This is a genomic window from Actinomadura luzonensis (genome assembly GCF_022664455.2).
Lineage (GTDB): Bacteria > Actinomycetota > Actinomycetes > Streptosporangiales > Streptosporangiaceae > Nonomuraea > Nonomuraea luzonensis.
In genome coordinates, this window is record NZ_JAKRKC020000001.1 from 192,566 (window position 1) to 211,426 (window position 18,861).

Here is an 18,861-nt window from a genome sequence, read left to right on the forward strand (position 1 = left end):
TTCGCCTTCGCGGCGGCGGCGGGATGGTGCACGCCGGGCTCATCGCGGCCGGCGTGGCCGCCGCAACTGATTCCACGCGCGCCGCCAGGCGGGCGCGGCAGGCACTCCGGCAGGGGCGCCTCCGGCAGGCGGTACCGGGCCGGGCGTGACGGCAGGCTCCGGCGTGACGGCCGGCTCCGGCGTGACGGCAGGCTCCGGGGGCTGATCGCCGGGCTCGGCGATGCCCCACTGCGCCTGCAACTCGTCGGCGACCGCGGTGACCGCCGTCGGCTCGACGGACGCGAGGCTGCTCATGACGCTCCACCACGAGGTGGTGACGAGTGCCGCTGCGAGCTGCCGCCTTGCCCGCGTCATCAGCTCGGATGGCGCCGGCCCGATCGTCGTCAGGTGTGCCAGTGTCCTCGCAAGGTCGGTGACGAGTTCTTCCTGGACGTAGGGGTCACCGGTGTGGCCGCCGATGAGGTTGTCCGCTTGTGCGAGTAACCGCCGTGTTCGTGCCGGTTCGACCGGGGCGATTCTCCCGAGGACGGCCACCAGCGTTCGTGCCTGCGCCTGCGGATCGTCGATCTGCTCGACGAGGGCTTCGGCTCGTTCCGCGATCGGAGCCGCGCCCAGCGCTCCCGCGAGGTGGGCCAGGGCGAGTGCTCGCGACCGGGTGTCGGAGATGAGGTAGGCGTGCTGCTCGGCCGGTTCGTGGCGTCCCAGTGCGGCGTCGGTCGTCACGAGGCTCGCCAGCGCCCGGTCCCGTTCCTCCGGGTACGGGATTCGCTCGATGTACCCGAGCGCGCGCCTCGTCAGGTCGCCGGCGAGGCCGCTCCGGCCGGTCGCGGTCACGGCGCGCACGAGGGAGGCCATCGCGACAGCCTGGAACTCCAGGTGGTCGCTGTGGTCTATGGCTGCGGCGGTCTCCTCGACCAGTCGCCGGGCGCGGTCGTCCTGGCCGATCGTCGTCAGCCCTTCGATCAGGTCGCCCATCGCCTCGGCCAGCCAGACCAGCAGCGGGGCCTGCGTGGACAGCCCTTCGGCGCGGTCGGCCAGACGAAGGCACCGCCGGTCGTCGCCGGTCGCCGCGACCGCCTTGGCCAGCCGGGCCAGTGCCCGCATCTGGTCGGCCGCGTTGGTGCTTCGACGCAGCAGGTACTCGGCCCGGTCGGCCACCTCGGCCGCGTGCTCGTGGCGGCCCGCGGCATGCAGTGCCGTGACGAGCCTGGGGGCCATCATGCCGATGAACGTGGCCATGCCGTTCTCGCTGAGGAGCGACATCGCGTCGTCGGCGAGGCGATCCAGGGCGGCGTCGTCCCGGTCGGCCGAGGCGACGACCTCCACGATCCTGGTGAGGGCGTGAGCCTGCCACTGCCGGCCGACGACGTGGGTGACCATGGCCTCGGCCAGGTCGGCCCGCCCGCGGACAAGCTGCGTCTCCACCAGGCCGAACCATTCGGCCCAGTGCGGGTGCAGGTGGTTGAGGGACTCCGCTTCCTCCGCGAGCCGGCGGGCCCGGGCGTGATCGCCGATCGTCGCCGCCGTCGCGGCCAGCGGGCTCATCCTCTGCGCCTGCACCGGCGCGTCGATCTGCCGGACGTACGTCTCGGCCTGATCCAGCAGGCGTGCCGCCCACGCCTGATCGCCGTTGGCGGCGACGGCCCCCGCCAAGGCGGTCAGCGCCCCCGCTCGCAGCTGCGGAGCGGACTCCCATCCGTTGGGGGCCAGCTTGTCCAGGTGGCCGATGCGGATCTCCGCCTCGTGCGCCAGCCGCGAACCGGCTTGCCGGTGGCCCTCGCGGCCGGCCGTCGCGGACAGCTCCGTCAGCTTCTGCACGTACCGCTCAGGGTCGGTGAGCCGACGGGTGAGCTCTTCGGCACGATCGAGGTCGCCTGCGGCAGCCGCCGCGCTCACCAGCGTCTCCAACGCCTCCTCGCGGCCGGCGGGAAAACCGACCTGCGCGACGAACGACGCGGCGACATCGGCCAGCTCTGCCGCCAGAGCCCTGTCGCCGACGGTGATCGCGGCGGCGGCGAGGCCGGCGAACGCCTCGGCGCGGGTCTCGTCGAAGTGGTGGTCCTCGTGTACGGACTGCTCCGCCGCCGCCATGAGGCCCAGCGCCCTCGTCCGATCGCCTGCGGCGGCGACCGCGTCAGCCAGGCGCGTCAGCTCCCGGGCGCGGTTGAGGAGCGACAGGTCGAGCAGCGTTTCGGCCTCGTCGGCCAGCTGCCGGACCCGGTCGAACGCCTGACAGGCGTTGGCGGTCGTCATCAGCGTGGCCACGGCGCGGGATCGTTCTCCGTCCCTGAGGTCGCGGGCCAGCGTTTCGGCGTACGAGAGCAGGCGCCGCGCGCGTCCGTGGTCGCCCGCGGCCATCACCGCCTCGGCGAGCGCGGCCACCCGGGAATAGTCGGCCGTCACCTGCCCCCAGCTGGTCTCCACGTCGTCCGCCAGCCGCGTGGCGCGTTCGTGCTCGCCGGCGAGCGCCGCCGCGTGGGCGAGCTCGGCCAGCGCGTCCATACGCTCGTCGCTGTCCGGTATGCGGCGAATAAGCGCTTCAGCCCGGTCGTACTGCCCGTCCGCTGACCACGCCCGCGCCAGGTCACCGAGGACGTCACCCGCGTCGTCGTCATCGAGGTGCGCGATCAGTTTCTCCACCTCACGGGACCTGCGGGCAGCCGATTCGTGATCGCCGCTCGCCGCCATGGCGGCGACGAGGGCGACGAGCGCTCCTGTCCGGGCGTAGGTCACCTGTGCGGTGAGGCGCTCCACCTCGGTGGTGAGGCGACGAGCCCGCTCCCGGTCAGTGGCGGCGACGGCGACCGCGATCCTGGAACAGGCCTGGGCCTGGCGCCCCGGGTCGTCGATGCTCGCCGCGACCGCCTCGGCGGCGTCGATGTCGCCGGTGGCGGTGACCGCGACGGCCAGTCGCAGCCTGGGCCCCCAGCGATCCTTCGGGTCGGTCAGCCGCCCGATGTGCGTGTCCGCCTCACCGGCCGCCTCAAGCGCTCGTACCCGGTCACCGATCGCGGCCAGCCCTCGGACGACGCCGATCAGCGCCTCCGCGCGTCTCCCCGTGTCCTTGATCGTCCGGGCCAGACGTTCGGCCCGCCCCGGATCGGCGTGCGCGACCGCTCGCGCGACGAGCGCCACCGACCAGTCCTCGAGCCGCGCCTCACCGGTCTCCTCGGCCATCGCGACCAGGGTGTCAGCCAGTCGGACGGTCATCGTCCGGGCGCTCTCGATCCGCGCGACCGTCTCCAGGAGTGCGCTCAGCGCCGCCGCCTTCGCGGCCGGGTTGCTGACGGCGCAGTGCGTCTCCGCTTCGCCCGCGAGCCGGATCGCCGCGTCGTGCCTGCCCTGAGCCGCGAGAGCACCCACGAGCGCGAGCAGCGCGTCGCGGCGGGCGCTCCAGTCCTGGATCCCGGTCGCGAGTCCTTCGGCACGGGCCGGCCGGTCGGCAAGAGCCCACACCGCCGCGAGCACCGGTGGCACGTACCCGCCGCGCACGACCCGGTCCCGTTCGACGGCCAGGAGAGCCAGAGCGACAAGATCCGGGTCTTCCCGACTGGACAACGTCTGTTGCGCGGTGCGGATCTCGGTCAGTGCGAGGAGATCACCTCCGGTGGCCTTCCGCATACGGTCATGGCGGGACGTGTCGAGCGCGCAGGCCGTCAGCCGTTCCAGGTCGTGGGTCGTGGCGAGCAACTGCGGGTAACTGCGCAGCAGGTAGTGCGGCGTGTGCTCGGGCCAGCCCGACCGCTGGTACGACTCAGCCCACCTGGCCAGCCGGCCGCGGTGGGAGGCCAGGCGTGCCGCGCCGATCCGCCGTTCGGCCACCTCACGCAGCGTGTCGTGGGAGAACAGGTAGACGGGCTCACCCGGATAGCCGGCCGCCGCCGGTCCGGTCCAGCCGGACAGGCTGCGGCCGACCATCCGGTCAAGCTGCTCACGGACCTCGGCTTCCGGCCGTTCGGTGAGCTCAGCCAGGTCACCCTGGGTGAGGCCGCCACCCGACGCGGCGATGAACCCGACCAGATCGCGTTGCAACGCAGGACCGGCCAGCAGCGTGCCGAGCTCCAGTGTCGCGCGCTGCTCGATGGCGCCGGCGTGCCGCGACGAGGACAGATCGCGGACTCGGACCGTCCGCAACGGATGATCAGCGGCGACATCGTCGGGCAGCGAGGGCTGCGGCCGGCTCGTGACGAGCACGTGCAGGCCCGCGGGCGGCCGCCGCGGCAGCACGGCGGCGATGCTGGCCATGCCGGCGGCGCCGGTGTCCTCGTCCAGCCCGTCGACCACCAGCAACAGCCGGCGGCCGAGCTCCCGTGCGCGGGCGGCGGCGTCCTCCAGCAGGTGCAGCATGGTGCCGAGCCGGGCACCGGCAGCCGGCGAGCCGGCCTCCGCCTGGTGGAGGAGGGCCGACAACTGCTCGATCAACGCGGTGATGAAGGCGCCGCTGTCGGACTGGCCCGGCAACCGGCTCGTCACGAAGAACGCGACCACGTCGACCCCGGCAGGCGGGTGCAGCACGAACCACGCCGTCAACGCCGACTTCCCCGCCCACGGGCCGGCCTGCCACCACGCGTAGGGCGCCTCCCCCGCGCAGAACTCGACCAGTTCGTCGAGCTCGTCGTCGCGATCCAGCAGCCGCTCCGGCGTGACGTCGCGCACCTGGGCGCGGTACGCCGCCAGCACCCGGCTGCTCGCCGAGGGCGTGCCGACGTCCGGCAGCCGGCCTTCGCGGAGACCCAGGTGAGCCAGCAGTTCGGCCCGGCGTTCGTGGTCGGGTCCGTTCAGGGCGCGGTCCAGGGGCGCCGCGGCCAGCCGGCCGGGCCCGTCGCGGCGGTGATGCGCGGCGATGACGCCGACGATGCGCTCGCCGGCCCATACGGCGGCGCCGGACATGCCTTCCCAGGGTGAGACGTGCGGATCCGGGTCGGCGGCCGGCGGCGTCACGGTGATCTCCAGGGTGCCTTCGCGCCGGTTGGACAGCACCGCGACGGTCCCGTCGGCCTGGTGGGAGTCGCGGTAGCGGCCTGCCGGGTACGTGGCCGGGTGCGTGGCCGAGCCCGTGGCCGCGTCGTCGTGCCTGAGCTTGAACCGGGGGAAGCCGACCGCCCGGACGGCCAGCACGGCCGCCCGGTCCGTACCGATGCGGCCGAACCCCGGCCTGCCGACAGGCGGTTCGGCGGGCCGCGGCGTCATGGACAGCACCGCGATATCAGAACGAGGATCGATCCACCACGACACCACGTCGCAGGCCCACTCGGTGGGCAGGTCGGCGTCGAAGCGGACACGAACGCTCACGGCCCCGTCGATGACATGCGCAGCCGTCAGCACCGCGCCGGGCGCGATGCGATACCCGGATCCGCGCCGGCCCGGCGGCCGGTCGAGACGGACCAGTATCTCCGCGACCTGGCTTCCCACGACACCGGCGATCACACCGGCGGCCGCGTCACCGCTATCGCTCGTCGGGTTCCTCTCCACCGGCAATCCACAATTTCCCGGTCTGACCCGTCCGCTGCGGATCGAGCGTCAGCTTGATCCGCTGTGTCGACTGTGACGACATGGCGCCCTGGCCGCCGAGCTCCACGACCCAGAACCGCACCTTCCCGCCTGAGTTCACGTCCTTGTTGACCCCGACCGTCAGCTCCAGCTCGATCGGGCCCAGCTCGAAACGCAGCTCGGCGTCCTCGGCGGTGTTCATCGCCTTGGTGAGCTCAGCCCGCAACTGACCGACCAGTTCAGCAAGCTCTATCGCCATGGGACACGCTCACCCTGCTCATGCCGGAAGTCGGCCTTCTCGTCGACCAGCACCATACGCACGTGCCTCCGTCTGCCTGGCTCACCTAGGTCACACCATGGCAGACGGCGCGTTCGATGCGCTACAGACACTTCCGGATGTGGCGTTTCTGGCACGATGGATGGACAGGGTTCACCAGGTGGCGGGTCGGTCGACGAGCGGGCTCTCTCCTGGTGCATCTCCAGGAGAGAGCATGTCGATGAATCCTGGCGGTGACGTGGCCGCCGGTGTCGTGGGAAGCCAGGTCGCGGAGATACTGGTCCGTCTCGACCGGCCGCCGGGCCGGCGCGGATCCGGGTATCGCATCGCGCCCGACGCGGTGCTGACGGCCGCGCATCTCGACCAGATCGCGGTCGGAGGCGAACAGGGCGTCGATCTCGGCGCGGATGGCCTGGACGGGCGGTAGTGTGCGTGCCACGAGCGTAGGTCCTTGCGTAGGCGGGAGGGGACGTCGACACCACGTACGCCATCCTCGGCGGCATCATCGCCGCGTCCGAGAGCGCTCACCTCCCACCACAGTGGAGAGGAAGATGCGAGCCGCTACCGGGCTGGGCAGGCGTTCCGCCGCTCGGCCAGCAGCCCACCTGATTTCCTGGGAAGGCATTGGAAGGATCACCCGGTGACGGCTGGCGACAGCCGTACACCACCGGACACACGAAGAAAGCCCCCGGCCTGCGTTGCCGCAGGTCAGTGGCTCTTTTGTGCTGGTCGGGTGAAGCCCGCCCTGCAGGATTCGAACCTGATGACTGCGGCCGTCGGATCAGAAGCAAGATCTTTTTGTGTCGCGCAGTGCCATCTGGTGGCGGTTCGTGCCGTCTCCACCATTCTGCGTGTCCGGCAGTGCCGGGGCTGACGGCATCTGACGGGGCGCACGAGCACGCATCGAGTGGCGGCCGTCGCGCGTGTTGCTCCTGAGCCGTGCCCGATCAGCGCTCTGTTGTCCTCTTGCGCACCTCGCGCCGTAAGGCGTGGTGATGTGGCCGTGCGGGAAGAATCTGCTCTTCCCGCAACTCTTCCACCGACATCGAACACCGCACTCCCTGCCGGCAGGGAAACTGTCAGTATGGCCTTCCCGTCTCAGGAGCATCAGCCCTTCGCTCACCTGAGCGCGCCCAACGCAGCCTTCTACCGGGAGATCCTCCGAGCGTTCGCGCGAGCGAAGGAACGATTCATCGTGCATCTCCGGCCCGAGGACGTGGCGGCGGAGCTGCGGCGGGACAATGACGACGCGCTCGCGCAGGCACTGGACAAGCTGCGGGAATGGGGCAACCTGCGGGCCGATGCCGACACCGGCAGGGTCACGAGCGTGGAGGACTTCCACCGTAAGCGGTACCTGTTCCAGCTCACGCATGCCGGGCAGGCTGCCGAGCAGGCGATCTCGTTCTACGAAGACGCCATCGGGAAACGCGGGGCGCTGCAGTCTGTGGCGCTGGGAGACATCGCCGAGCAGTTGCAGTCGCTGGTCATTCTCGCTCGCGATGCGGACCCCGACCCTGCGCGCGCGCACCTGCTGCTGCTGTCCCTGTCCGATCGGTTCTCGTCGCTGGCCGACAACGCGCAGGCGTTCATGGCCTCGTTGCGGCGCGCGATCGACTTCTCCGACGGTGACGTGGCGGGGTTCATCGCCTACAAGGAGCGGCTGATCGACTACATCAACCGTTTCATCGCCGACCTCGCCAACTCCGGCGCGCGCATCGCCACGCTCCTGAGTGAGCTGGACAGATTCGACCATGATCGGCTGCTCCGGCTGGCCGCGCGCCGCGAGGCCGCCGACGCGGTGCCCGACGAGGAGGAGACGGCGGAGGCGTACGTCAGAGCCGAGGAAGCGGCGTTCGCTTCCTGGTCGAATCGCTGGCGCGGTCTCCGGGACTGGTTCGTCTCCACGGGCGCCGGTCGGCCGTCGCAGGCACGACTGCTGCGCCAGGCGGCGATCACGGCGATCAAGCAGCTCATCGACACGGTGGGGCTGCTCAATGAGCGGCGGTCCGGGCGTTCCGATCGCAGTGCGGACTTCCGGGCGCTGGCGCGCTGGTTCGCCGAGGCGCCCGATGAAGCGGCGGCGCATCGGTTGTGGCGGGCGGCGTTCGGGCTGACTCCGTCCCGCCATTTGACAGTGACGGCTGCGACCCTGGAGGAATGGCACGAGGTCGACGCGGGGGTCCCCTGGAGCGAGGCGCCACCCATCAGGATCTCGCCGCAGCTGCGCCGTACCGGCTCCTATGAGCGGCGCGGCAAGCCGAACAAGGTGGCCGACCGTTCTCAGGCCCGCAGACTGCTGGTGGAGCAGGCCGAGCGGGAGGCGAGTGAGACAGCAGCGGCTCGGGCCGCGCTGCGGACCGACGGCCCGGTCCTGCTGTCAGAGCTGAACGGTCTCGATCCACGAGCCTTCCGGTTGTTCCTGGGGCTGCTGGGCGACGCGCTCGCGGCCCGCCGGCCAGGCGAGACGGAGGTGAAGACGGTGAGTGCGGACGGATCGATGGAGATACGCCTTACGCTCGTGCCACATGGAGGCAAGGTGGAGATCCATACGGAGGACGGCGTGCTCACCGGGCCCGAGCACGTGATCGAGATCACTGACCTGACGGCCGGACCATGATCGGGGACGAGGAACGGGTCCAGCGGCGTGCCGCGCTGCGCGCGCTGCTGGCCAGACCGTTGCTCACCGCCGAGCGCGATCCCGAGGCGCTGCTACTGGTGCGCCGGCACGTGACCGAGCTACGCGACTGGCTGGCACGCGAAACCGGCTGGCGGCTCATGGTGGACTCGGCGACGGCGCGCCTGTTCAAGACCGCTCCGGACGCACGGGACGCGACTCACCCGGCGCGGGGAAAGGCGGGAGAGCCGTACGGCCGACGCCGCTACGTACTGTTCTGCCTGGCTCTGGTCACACTCGAACGGGCGGACGCGCAGACCACGCTCGGCCGGCTGGCGGAGGAGGTGCTGTCGGCCGCGGCAGAGCCGGAGCTGGACTTCACCTTCACTCTCGATACCCGGGCCGAGCGAGCCGATCTGGTCGCCGTCGTGCGCATGTTGCTGGACTGGGGTGTGCTGCGCAGGGTCGCCGGCGATGAGGAGGCGTATCTGTCGGCGACCGGTGACGTGCTGTACGACGTGCGCAGGCCGGTGCTGGCCACGCTGCTCACCGGCGCGCGGGGCCCGTCCACGATCTCCGCGCCCTCGTTCGAGGAGCGGCTCACCGAGCTGATGGCCGAGCCGGTCGCCGACACCGACGACCTGCGCAACCAGGCCCTGCGCCGCCGGCTGACCCGCAAGCTCCTGGAGGATCCGGTGATCTATCTCGCCGACCTCGACGAAGCCGAGCGCGCATACCTGGCCTCCCAGCGGCATGCCATCGTCCGCCGGCTGGAGGAGGCCACCGGGCTGGTGGCCGAAGTTCGAGCCGAGGGCATCGCGATGGTCGATCCCGAGGACCAGCTGACCGACGTCCGCATGCCGGAGCAGTACACCGACGGCCATGTGACGCTGCTGGTGGCCGAACAGCTGGCCGTCCACGGCGAGCTGACGCTCGAAGAGCTGAAGGCCTTCGTCCGGCAGGCGGCCCGCGAGCACACCTCCTTCTGGCGTAAGGGTGTGACCGAGCCGGGCGCCGAGACCGGACTGCTCGCCACGGCCTTGGACAAGCTGACGGCGCTGCGGCTCGTGCGCGTCGCCGATGGCGCTGCCGTGGGGCTGCCCGCCATCGCCCGCTACGCACTGGCCGAACCCGTGATCAAAGGACAGTGATGCTGACTTCCCCCACCTCCGAACGCTGGAAGCCGCTGCGCGCCGGGCTCGTCGACCTGTTCTATTACGACATAGAGGAGTTCCACTTTCACGACGGCCGTCTGCTGTTGCGTGGCAACAACGGCACGGGCAAGTCCAAGGTGCTGGCCCTGACACTGCCGTTCCTGCTCGATGGGGAGCTGGCCCCGCATCGCGTCGAACCGGACGGCGACCGGCAGAAGCGCATGGAGTGGAACCTGCTGCTGGGCGGCAGACACCCGCACCCCGAGCGGCTGGGTTACGCGTGGATGGAGTTCGGCCGGCGCACGGCGGACGGTTCTGAGGAGTTCCGTACGATCGGATGCGGGCTGAAGGCGGTCAAGGACCGCGGCATCGTCCGGCACTGGTTCTTCCTCACTCCACAGCGCATCGGCGCGGAACTTCAGCTGCTCTCCTCCACCGGCGTGGTGCTCACCAGGGACAAGCTGCGCGAGGCCGTCGAGGGCCGCGGGATGGTGTACGACCGGGCCGCTGACTACCGCAGGGCCGTGGACGAGGCGCTCTTCGGGCTCGGCGAGCACCGTTACGAGGCCCTGGTGAACTTGCTCATTCAGTTGCGCCAGCCGCAGTTGTCGAAGAAGCCGGACGAGAAGCTGCTGTCCCGCGCCCTGACCGAGGCGCTGCCACCGCTCAGCCCCGCTCTGATCGCCACGGTCGCCGAGGCGTTCCGCGGCCTCGACGAGGAGCGCGACGCCCTGCGGGGACTGGAGGAAGCGCGCGAGGCGGCGACCGGTTTCCTGATCCACTACCGTCGCTACGGCGCCATCGCGGCCAAGCGCAAGGCCGCCGTGCCACGACTGGCACACAGCCGTTACGAGCATCTGGGCCGGGACCTCGGCGAGGCCGAGAGCCGCCACGCCGCGGCGGAGACGGAGCTGGCGGCGGCCCAGCAGGTGCTGGAAGAACTGGAGGAACAGCGAACCCTGCTGGAGGCACGCCGGGACGCGCTTCGGGAGAGCCCCGAGATGCGCGACGCGGAGCGGCTCAAGCAGTACGGCCAGGAGGCCAAGCGGCTGGCCGATCATGCTCGCCGCTGTGCGCAGGAACGCGACCGCCTCGCAGGCGAGACGCAGCGGCGCGAGCAGCGAGCCCGTACGGCCCGGGACAAGGCCGACGCGGCAGGGCTTGACCTCGACCGGGTACAGGATCTGACCGTGTCGGCCGCCCGTGAGGCGCGGTGCGAGCCCGGGACGGCCCGTACGGGGCCGGATCATCTCCTTGGGGCCGACCAGCCGGAGCTGGCGCGGATCAGGCGTGCGGCCGAGGCACGGGCGGATCGTCAGGAGCAGGCGATCGGCGAGCTGGAGCGGCTCATCGACCGCGTACGCCAGGCCCAGGAGCGGATGAGGGCCGCGCGCGCCGAGGTGGAGCGGCTGACCGCGGACGCACAGGCCGTGGCTCAGCGTGTCGCCGACGCGGAAGAGGCGGTGGGCGGGGCCGTCACCGGGCTCGTCCAGAAGTACACCCTCTACTTGGCCGGCCTCGTCGAGCTGCGGCTGGACGATCCCGATGAGGTGATCGCGGCGCTGCGGTCCTGGGCTGCCTCTACCGACGGCCCCAACCCTGCCGCGAGCGCCGTGGGCGACGCGACCAGAACGGCCACTGACGCGCTCGGCCGGTTGGGAGCAGAGCTGGACTCCGAGATCAAGGAGGCGACGCGGGCCGCCGCGGACCTGTCCGAAGAGATCTCCCGATTGGAGGCCGGTGGCCACGAGGCGCCGCCGCCACCTCATACCCGCGACCCCGCCACCCGCCTCGACCGTCCCGGCGCTCCCTTGTGGAAGGTGGTGGACTTCGCCGACGCGGTGCCCGCCGACCATCGGGCCGGGCTGGAAGCCGCCCTGGAGGCCGCCGGCATTCTGGACGCCTGGGTGACGCCGGACGGGACGTTGCTGGCCACGGACGACACCGTTGTCGTGGCCGGCGAGCCGCTTTCCGGCCCGTCCTGCGGCGCGGTGCTACGCCCGGCCGTTGACCGGGAGGATCGGCAGGCGGCGACGCTGGCCGACAGCGCCGTGGAGGCCGTGTTGTCCGGCATCGGCCTCGGACCGGGTGACGGCGGCCGGGCCTGGGTGGCGGTGGACGGCCGCTGGACGAACGGCGTGCTCACCGGCTCCTGGCTCAAGAGTGAGGCGCACTACATCGGCGAGGGCGCCAGAGAGGCGGCGCGGCGAGCCAGGCTGGAGACGCTTCGCGGGGAGCTGGACCAGGTCGATCGGCGGATCGAAGTCCTGCGCGACCGGCTTGAGTCACTCGCCGGCCGCCGGGAGAGGCTCGCCGCCGAACACCGCGGCCTGCCTTCGGACTCCGAGCTGCGGGAGACGCACGTCAAGCGTGCTACCGCCTACGAACGGCGTGACGAGGTCGACGCCGCGCACGCCGCAGCGGACAAGGCGCTCCGCGAGCGGCAGGACGAGCTCCAGGACGCGGGCGTCCGTGCTGAGGAGTTCGCCGGAGACGTCGGCCTGCCCGCGGATCCCGCGGCGCTCGACGAGGTCAAGGGTGCGCTCACTCGCTACCGGCTGGCCCTGGCCCAATTGTGGCCCGCCGTACAAGCCTGGCGTGACGCGCAGGAGAGCGCCGTGGACGCCGCAGGGGAGCTCGGCAGGACGAAGGAGCAACTCGACGGCGCCGCCGAACTGGCCGCGAAGGCAGGCGAGGAGGCGGGCGCCGCGGCCGAGGTGTACCGCACGCTGGCCGAGACCGCGGGAGCCGCCGTCGAGGAGTTGTTCCGCCGCCTCGACCAGGTGGAGCGTGAGCTGCGCGAGCGCGTCGGCACCGAACGCGCCACCCGCCTGCGTGAGCAGCGGGCCCTGCAGGAACGCGGCAAGGCCGAGGGCGAACGCGACAACCTGCGCAAACAGATCGAAGAGGCCGCCACGGCACGCGACGCCGCCGTACGCGAGTTCCAGGCGTTCGCCGCCACTGGCCTGCTGAACGTGGCGCTCCCCGATCTGGACGTGCCTGACACGGACGGCGAGTGGGCGGCGACGCCTGCCGTGCTCCTGGCCAGGGCCGTCAACACCGAACTCGACGCCGTGGACGAGGGCGACGGGCCGTGGGACCGGGTGCAGAAGAAGGTCGCCGAGGAGCACAAGCTGCTGGCGGACGCCATGGCCAGGCATGGGCATTCCGTCGGGCTGACCCTGCACGACGGCGTCATGATCGTCGATGTGATCTTTCAGGGGCGTGCCAGGGACATGCCCGAGCTGGCCGCGGCGCTGGCCGAGGAGACCGGGCAACGCGCACAGCTCCTTTCGGCCAAGGAACGCGAGATCCTGGAGAACCATCTGCTCAACGAGGTCGCCGGCACGCTGCATGAGCTGATCGCAGCGGCGGAGTCAGAGGTCCGGGAGATGAACGGGGAGCTGGAATCCCGCCCCACCTCCACCGGCATGCGGCTGCGCCTGATCTGGAAGACGGCCAGGAACGCCCCCGACGGGCTCGACCGGATCAGAGGCAAGCTCCGCCAGACCGTGGACGCCTGGTCCGCCGCCGACCGGGCCGCTGTCGGCGCGTTCCTGCAGGAGCGGATCGCCCGCGAGCACGCCGACAACCCAGCCGCGGGCTGGGCCGAGGCCCTGACCAGAGCGCTGGACTATCGAGCCTGGCACGAGTTCGCCATCCAGCGGCTCCAGGACGGCCAGTGGCGGCCCGCCACTGGTCCCGCCTCCGGCGGAGAACGGGTGCTGGCGGCGTCGGTTCCGCTGTTCGCCGCCGCCTCGGCCCACTACAAGTCCGCGGGCAACCCGTACGCGCCACGCCTGGTCGCACTGGACGAGGCGTTCGCCGGGGTGGACGACGACTCCCGGGCCAAGTGCCTGGGCCTGCTGGCCACGTTCGACATGGACGTGGTGATGACCAGCGAGCGCGAGTGGGGGTGCTACCCACAGGTGCCGGGGCTGGCGATCTGCCAGCTCTCGCGCCGGGACGGCATCGACGCCGTACTGGTGACGCCCTGGCGATGGGACGGGCGCGAGCGGCGGCGGGCGGAACGCCCCGCCCTCGGCGTGCCCACGCCCTCCGCCCCCGCCGTACGGCAGGACGGTCTGTTCGGCATGGACGAGGGCAGCGCGGCCGGATGAGCGGCAGCAGCACGAACGGCCCCACCGCAGGCGGCTCCGTGACAGGCAGCGGTGCGAGCGAGCGGCTGGGGCGGCTGCTGGGCGGCGACGAGACCGCCTGGCTGATCGACCGGGCACGCCGCCGCCTGGAACAGGGCAGACCGCTGACAGGAACGGTGACGCTCACGACGGCGACCCCCGCACAGCGCCGCGCGGCCGAGGCGCTGCTCGGCCGTCGCGCGGGAGCCGGGTCCTCCCTGTCGGTCTCCTTGGACGAGGTGGATCGCATCCTGCGAGTGGGCGGCATCGCCGCGGACGGGCTGCGCGAGGCCGTCATCCGGCTACGTGGCCCGATCCGGGACCTGACGGGGGAGAAGGCCACGCGTGCAGCGGACTGGAAACGGGCCTTCGCCAAGCTCGACGCCCTCATCAGCGAGCGGCCCGAACTGTCCGGGTGGCGATCGTGGCTGGAATCCACCGGCCTGGTCAGAAGGCTCGCCACCACGGCCGGCGAAGCACGTACCCTGCTCGACCGGCTGAGCACCGTGCTGGAGCGACTGCCGTCACCGGGCACGCGCCTCGGCCGGCTCGCCGCCGAGACCTGCGCGGACGCGCACGCGCTGGACGAAGGACGCCCGCTGGCGACTCTCGCCCTGTCCGCGGCGCGTGCCCTGTCCGGCCTGCCGTACGCGAGCGAAGGCGGCGCGGACGCCCGCCGCTCGGCCTGGGCCGCAGTCGGCGTGCACCTCGACGACCTGTCCTCCTTCGTGCTCTGCCTGGGGCTGCCGGGTGACGACCGCTCCCCCACCGGACGCGTGCTCAGCGCCGCCGGCGCTGCGGGCGAGCCATGCGTGCTGACCCTGCGCCAGCTTCTCCGGCACGATACGCCCCTGCGCGCGAACCTGGTCAGGATCTGCGAGAACCCCATCGTGGTCGCGGCAGCGGCCGACGAACTCGGAGCCTCCTGCCCACCCCTGGTATGCGGCGGCGGCCGGCCGTCGGCAGCCGTCTGGCGGCTGCTGGACCTGCTCGCGGCCGGCGGCGCGACGTTCGCCTACCATGGCGACTTCGACTGGGGCGGGATCGCCATCGCCGCCGCTGTCCACGAGCGGGCCGGATTCCTGCCGTGGCGCTTCGACGCCGCCTCCTACCGAGCCGTGCCCTCGTCGGCGCCGCTGTCCGGGCAGGTACGCCCGACCCCCTGGGATCCGGAGTTGTCCGTGGCGATGGAGCGACGAGGCGTACGCGTCGAGGAGGAGCTCGTACTCCCGGAGCTGGTAGCTGACCTGAAGTTGCGAACCTCGTCGTGATCATCGAGATAGCCTCAACGCTCGGCCCGCATGTTCGCCGATCCACCGGACGGGGAAGCAGTCAGATGTCCGTGGGCCAGTAACCGAACAAGCCCAAGGAAGAGACGGCGCCGCCATGGACGTCATGGAGCAGGCCGCGGCCCTCAAGGGGCAGCTGATCGACTTCGCCCTGTCACCCCGGTTCGCCCGCGAGCTCAACGAGGCCTTCGAGCAGAGCGACCCCGAAGGCCTCGCCGACGGCGAGGCAGCCGTGAGCATGATCATCGACCACTTCGTCCTGCAGCGGCGGCTGGCCTCCGGCGACACGGTCATCGACCGCTTCCTGCGCGCCCATCCCCGCCTGAGCCCGCAGGAGCGGGAGATGATCCTCGGCTGGAGGGACGTGGTCGAAGGCATCTTCGAGGTCCAAGGCAAAGACCAGGACGCCGTGATCCTGTTCAACCTCATCGACGAGCTCACCTACCGCGCCCGGTCCAACATGGGCAAGTCCGCCTTCCGCCCGGCGAAAAAGGGCATGTTCCTCATCTGCCGGCTGGTGCCGCTCGACGAGGATTGGCTGGTCAGCGCGAACATCAGCCTCTTCCCCGCCGACGCCCGCGACCAACTCCTCACTCAGGCGGCGGAGTTCGGCCTCCGCAACCCCAAGCTGGTCTTCCGCAACCCGGACAAGCTCACCACCACACGCCGCATACTCACCGAACAGCGAGACGTCTTCATCGACCTGTACGGTGCCGAATACATCGTCGTCCGGGGAGAGGACGTGGCCCCGCGATACGACGCCTTCCTGCGGGCTTGCATGGACCGGGCCCAACCCGGCAACAGCTCGCCTCTGCCCGGCTTCACCCTTCCCGACGACATCCTGGACGCCGAAACGGTGGCCATCCACTTCGACCCGGAAACAGGCATCAGCTTCTACCTCGAATTCGGCCTCCTGCAAGAGCTCTTCGCCGACCCGAAACTGATCAACCGGCGCCGCTACCGCGAGACCCTGACCTCCTACCTCCGCGGCGACGACATCTCCCCCGCTGCCATCAAGCTCCTGACCGAGCCCGGCCCGGACAACGCCGGCGTCGTCTTCGGCAAGCTCCTCAAGAAGAAGGACTTCTCCTGGCCCGAGCACGGGGAGTCGCTGCTGCGCCGGTACAAGGCCCGCTACTTCGACGAGCCCCAACTGCCCACCACCGTCCCCGCCGGCGACACGATGGCCGGACATCTGCGCAACGCCCAGCGCGAGGAGTCGCCGGAGCCCTGATCTCTGCGCGCAACCGCGAACCGCCGGCGAACGAGAAGCATAGCGATCACCCCCGGTAGTGCTGCAGTCCGCCGAACCACCGAAGGACGTATATGGTCCTTGAGCCGACCGCGGAGCAGCAGGCCGCGAGGGATGCGTTCGTGGCCGGCCCGATCTGGCCCTGGTCGCCGGCGCCGCATCCGGCGAGACCTCCACCCTGATCCTGATGGGCGCCTCCACCCGCTAAGCGGAGCCTGTACATGGCCTTCAACAAGACGCTCGCCGCAGACGCCCAGCACCGCTTCGGCCCTTCGAGACCGCCCACACGGTGGCCGGGCACACCTTCCGGCCCAGGCCGGCAATCTGCCCAGCGATGCGGCGGCATCCCCAGTCCACGCCTGCGATCGGACGAGCAGCGCGATCCAGCCGAATGTTCGTAAGACGATCACGTACAGCAGCCGCAGAGCCGTCCTGCGATCCTGCCGGAGCCGAGCCATCGAGCACAGCAAAACCCCCGCGGCGAGGCGGGGCCGCCGTTCTTGCCGCAGCAGCCGGAGGTGCGAATGGATCATGAAGTGTGCGGGGTTGGTGCTGGCGAGCGCGTTCGGAGCACGTAGGCGCTAGACGGAAATTCTAGAACGAGTTCGATCCTAAATCACCGCAGGTCGAAACATGATCAAAGCGCGCCCTGCAGGATTCGAACCTGCGACCGTCGGATCAGAAGCAAGATCTTTAAGTGCCGCGCAGTGCTGTTGGGTAATGGTTCGTGCCACCTCAGCGCGTTGTGCGTGTCAGGCGGTGCCGGGTTCTAATGGCGTGTGACGGGGCGTACGAGCACGCACCGAGCACGCACAGCCGACCGCTGTGTCCAGCTTCCGGTCGTCTCCGATCTGCAAATGTGGCGAAATCGGCCATGCGATGGCTCCGCCTCTCCCCTCCATACTTCGTCGTTATGCAGTACGTATCCGCAGCGGAAGAACGGCTCCAGGACACGTACAAGACCGGCGAGCCCCTCGATCTCTCCCCTCAGCAACCGATCGGGGTCAACGGCAAGCAATCCCTGGACCGACTCATCCGTGCCGAATTCATCAGGCACACACTGCTCGCTGCAACACCACCACCTCTGGCCAACGGATGCGGTATTCAGATCATCGGCGCCACGATCGTCGGCAGACTGAGCTTGTCCCACATCCGCATTGCCGTTCCGCTGCAGTTCCGAGGTTGTACCTTCGACACGGCGGGCTGCGAGCGGAAGGCCTGCGAGTCGACGGCACACTGCTCCTCACCAGATGCACCGCCGACGGTCCCGTTCATCTAACCGATGCACGAATCGGCGGCTCCCTGAGGCCACGTCCAAGATCGTGGTGTATGAGATTCGACCACTCTGCGATCTGGGTCCTATTTAAGCAGCAATAGCATTGTTCGTCACATTTACTTCAGCGGCGTCTTCTTGTGTCTTTCTCTCGGTGGCCTTACGGCAATCGGCCAGGATCTCCAGGCCGAGGTAGCGGCGGCCTTCGGTCCATTCGTCGTGCTGCTCGGCCAGGACGGCGCCGACGAGCCGGATGATCGCGTCACGGTTGGGGAAGATGCCGACCACGTCGGTGCGGCGGCGGATCTCCTTGTTCAGCCGCTCTTGCGGGTTGTTGGACCAGATCTGCCGCCACACGGTCTTGGGGTAGGCGGCGAAGGCGAGGATGTCCTCGCGCGCCTCATCCAGATGCTCGGCGGCCTTGGGATACTTGTCCTCCAGCGCCTGGACGACCTGGCGGTGCTGAGCCCGCACCGAGCCGGCGTCAGGCTGCTCAAAGACGGTGCGCAACATCGTCGAGACCCACGGCTGGGCGCTCTTCGGCACGCAGGTGGCCAAATTTCGGGCGTAGTGCGCGCGACACCGCTGCCAGGACGCGCCGGGCAGCGTGGAGCCGATCGCGTCGCGCAGCCCGGCGTGACAGTCGGAGATCACCAGGCTGACGCCGGACAGGCCGCGGGCGACCAGGCCGCGCAGGAACGCCAGCCAGCCCGCCCCGTCCTCAGAAGAGACCACGTCAATGCCGAGGATCTCCCGGTGCCCGTCGGCGTTGACGCCGGTCGCCACCAGGGCGTGCACGTTGACCGTGCGGCCGCCCTCGCGCACCTTCTGCGTCAGCGCGTCGATCCAGACGAAGGTGTAGGGGCCGGCGTCCAGCGGCCGGTTGCGAAAGTCGGCCACCATCTCATCCAGCTCCCGTGCCATCACGCTGACCTGGGACTTCGACAGTCTGGTGACGCCGAGCTGCTCGGCCAGCTTCTCCACCCGCCGGGTCGACACCCCCAGCAGGTAGGAGGTGGCCACCACCGAGGCCAGCGCCCGCTCGGCCCGCCGCTGCCGTTCCAGCAGCCACTCGGGGTAATACGTCCCGGTCCGCAGCTTCGGAATCGCCAGCTCGACCGTCCCCGCCCGGGTGTCCCACTCGCGGTGCCGGTAACCATTGCGTGAGTTCGTCCGCGCGTCCGACACCTCGCCGTAGCCGGCGCCGCAGCGCTGCTCGACCTCGGCATCCATCATCATCTGCGCCATCCGCACGACCATCTCGCGCAGCACATCGGGCGACGCCGCGGCGAGGGTCTCGTCGAACCACTCACCCTGAGCAGGCAGAATGTCTTTAGCGGCCACTTCTCGTCCTCCTTCGTATGCCTTCGACA

General features: G+C 70.5%; 10 protein-coding genes. 7 read left to right on the forward strand and 3 right to left on the reverse strand.

Going from position 1 to position 18,861, the window contains the following annotated elements; translation table 11 throughout:
- Positions 1–39: 39 nt before the first annotated feature.
- Together MF672_RS00910 and MF672_RS00915 are read right to left on the reverse strand one after the other, a co-directional pair.
- On the reverse strand, positions 40–5,472 hold the full coding sequence (locus MF672_RS00910; protein ID WP_242371524.1) for a trypsin-like peptidase domain-containing protein: 5,433 nt from the start codon (positions 5,470–5,472) through the stop codon (positions 40–42).
- Positions 5,447–5,749, reverse strand: coding sequence for a trypco2 family protein (locus tag MF672_RS00915; RefSeq protein ID WP_242371522.1), 303 nt, complete (start codon positions 5,747–5,749; stop codon positions 5,447–5,449). Before MF672_RS00915 ends, MF672_RS00910 begins: the two co-directional genes overlap by 26 nt.
- Before the next feature lie 232 nt (positions 5,750–5,981).
- On the opposite strand from MF672_RS00915, the gene MF672_RS00920 reads away from it, so the two are divergent.
- The 7 genes from MF672_RS00920 (at position 5,982) to MF672_RS00950 (ending at position 17,494) form a co-directional block, all read left to right on the forward strand.
- The gene (locus tag MF672_RS00920) at positions 5,982–6,194 is read left to right on the forward strand and encodes a hypothetical protein (RefSeq protein WP_242371520.1); all 213 of its coding nucleotides are present in this window, start codon (positions 5,982–5,984) and stop codon (positions 6,192–6,194) included.
- A gap of 657 nt (positions 6,195–6,851) precedes the next feature.
- A complete protein-coding gene (locus tag MF672_RS00925; RefSeq protein WP_242371519.1) occupies positions 6,852–8,384 on the forward strand; it encodes a TIGR02677 family protein in 1,533 nt (510 codons plus the stop codon).
- Complete coding sequence (locus MF672_RS00930) at positions 8,381–9,532, forward strand: TIGR02678 family protein (RefSeq protein WP_242371518.1); 1,152 nt, start codon at positions 8,381–8,383, stop codon at positions 9,530–9,532. Before MF672_RS00925 ends, MF672_RS00930 begins: the two co-directional genes overlap by 4 nt.
- Complete coding sequence (locus MF672_RS00935) at positions 9,532–13,656, forward strand: TIGR02680 family protein (protein WP_242371517.1); 4,125 nt, start codon at positions 9,532–9,534, stop codon at positions 13,654–13,656. Before MF672_RS00930 ends, MF672_RS00935 begins: the two co-directional genes overlap by 1 nt.
- Positions 13,653–14,945: a TIGR02679 family protein gene (locus tag MF672_RS00940; RefSeq protein WP_242371516.1), complete on the forward strand. Its 1,293-nt coding sequence runs from the start codon at positions 13,653–13,655 to the stop codon at positions 14,943–14,945. The genes MF672_RS00935 and MF672_RS00940 overlap by 4 nt, the downstream gene beginning before the upstream one ends.
- Positions 14,946–15,060: 115 nt before the next feature.
- Positions 15,061–16,197, forward strand: coding sequence for a DUF7986 domain-containing protein (locus MF672_RS00945; protein WP_242371515.1), 1,137 nt, complete (start codon positions 15,061–15,063; stop codon positions 16,195–16,197).
- Positions 16,198–17,128: 931 nt separating this feature from the next.
- Positions 17,129–17,494 (forward strand): hypothetical protein, encoded by a 366-nt coding sequence (locus MF672_RS00950; protein WP_242371513.1) that lies wholly within the window; start codon positions 17,129–17,131, stop codon positions 17,492–17,494.
- Between the two features lie 84 nt (positions 17,495–17,578).
- Here MF672_RS00950 and MF672_RS00955 read toward each other — a convergent pair whose 3' ends face one another.
- Entirely contained in the window at positions 17,579–18,817 is a 1,239-nt protein-coding gene (locus MF672_RS00955) for an IS256 family transposase (RefSeq protein WP_247815482.1), read from the reverse strand.
- Positions 18,818–18,861: the final 44 nt, after the last annotated feature.

Coding starts and splice junctions, on each gene's coding strand:
- MF672_RS00915 (WP_242371522.1), bottom strand. CDS start 5,749: ATGGCGATAGAGCTTGCTGAACTGGTCGGTCAGTTGCGGGCTGAGCTC.
- MF672_RS00920 (WP_242371520.1), top strand. CDS start 5,982: ATGTCGATGAATCCTGGCGGTGACGTGGCCGCCGGTGTCGTGGGAAGC.
- MF672_RS00925 (WP_242371519.1), top strand. CDS start 6,852: ATGGCCTTCCCGTCTCAGGAGCATCAGCCCTTCGCTCACCTGAGCGCG.
- MF672_RS00930 (WP_242371518.1), top strand. CDS start 8,381: ATGATCGGGGACGAGGAACGGGTCCAGCGGCGTGCCGCGCTGCGCGCG.
- MF672_RS00935 (WP_242371517.1), top strand. CDS start 9,532: ATGCTGACTTCCCCCACCTCCGAACGCTGGAAGCCGCTGCGCGCCGGG.
- MF672_RS00940 (WP_242371516.1), top strand. CDS start 13,653: ATGAGCGGCAGCAGCACGAACGGCCCCACCGCAGGCGGCTCCGTGACA.
- MF672_RS00945 (WP_242371515.1), top strand. CDS start 15,061: ATGGACGTCATGGAGCAGGCCGCGGCCCTCAAGGGGCAGCTGATCGAC.
- MF672_RS00950 (WP_242371513.1), top strand. CDS start 17,129: ATGCAGTACGTATCCGCAGCGGAAGAACGGCTCCAGGACACGTACAAG.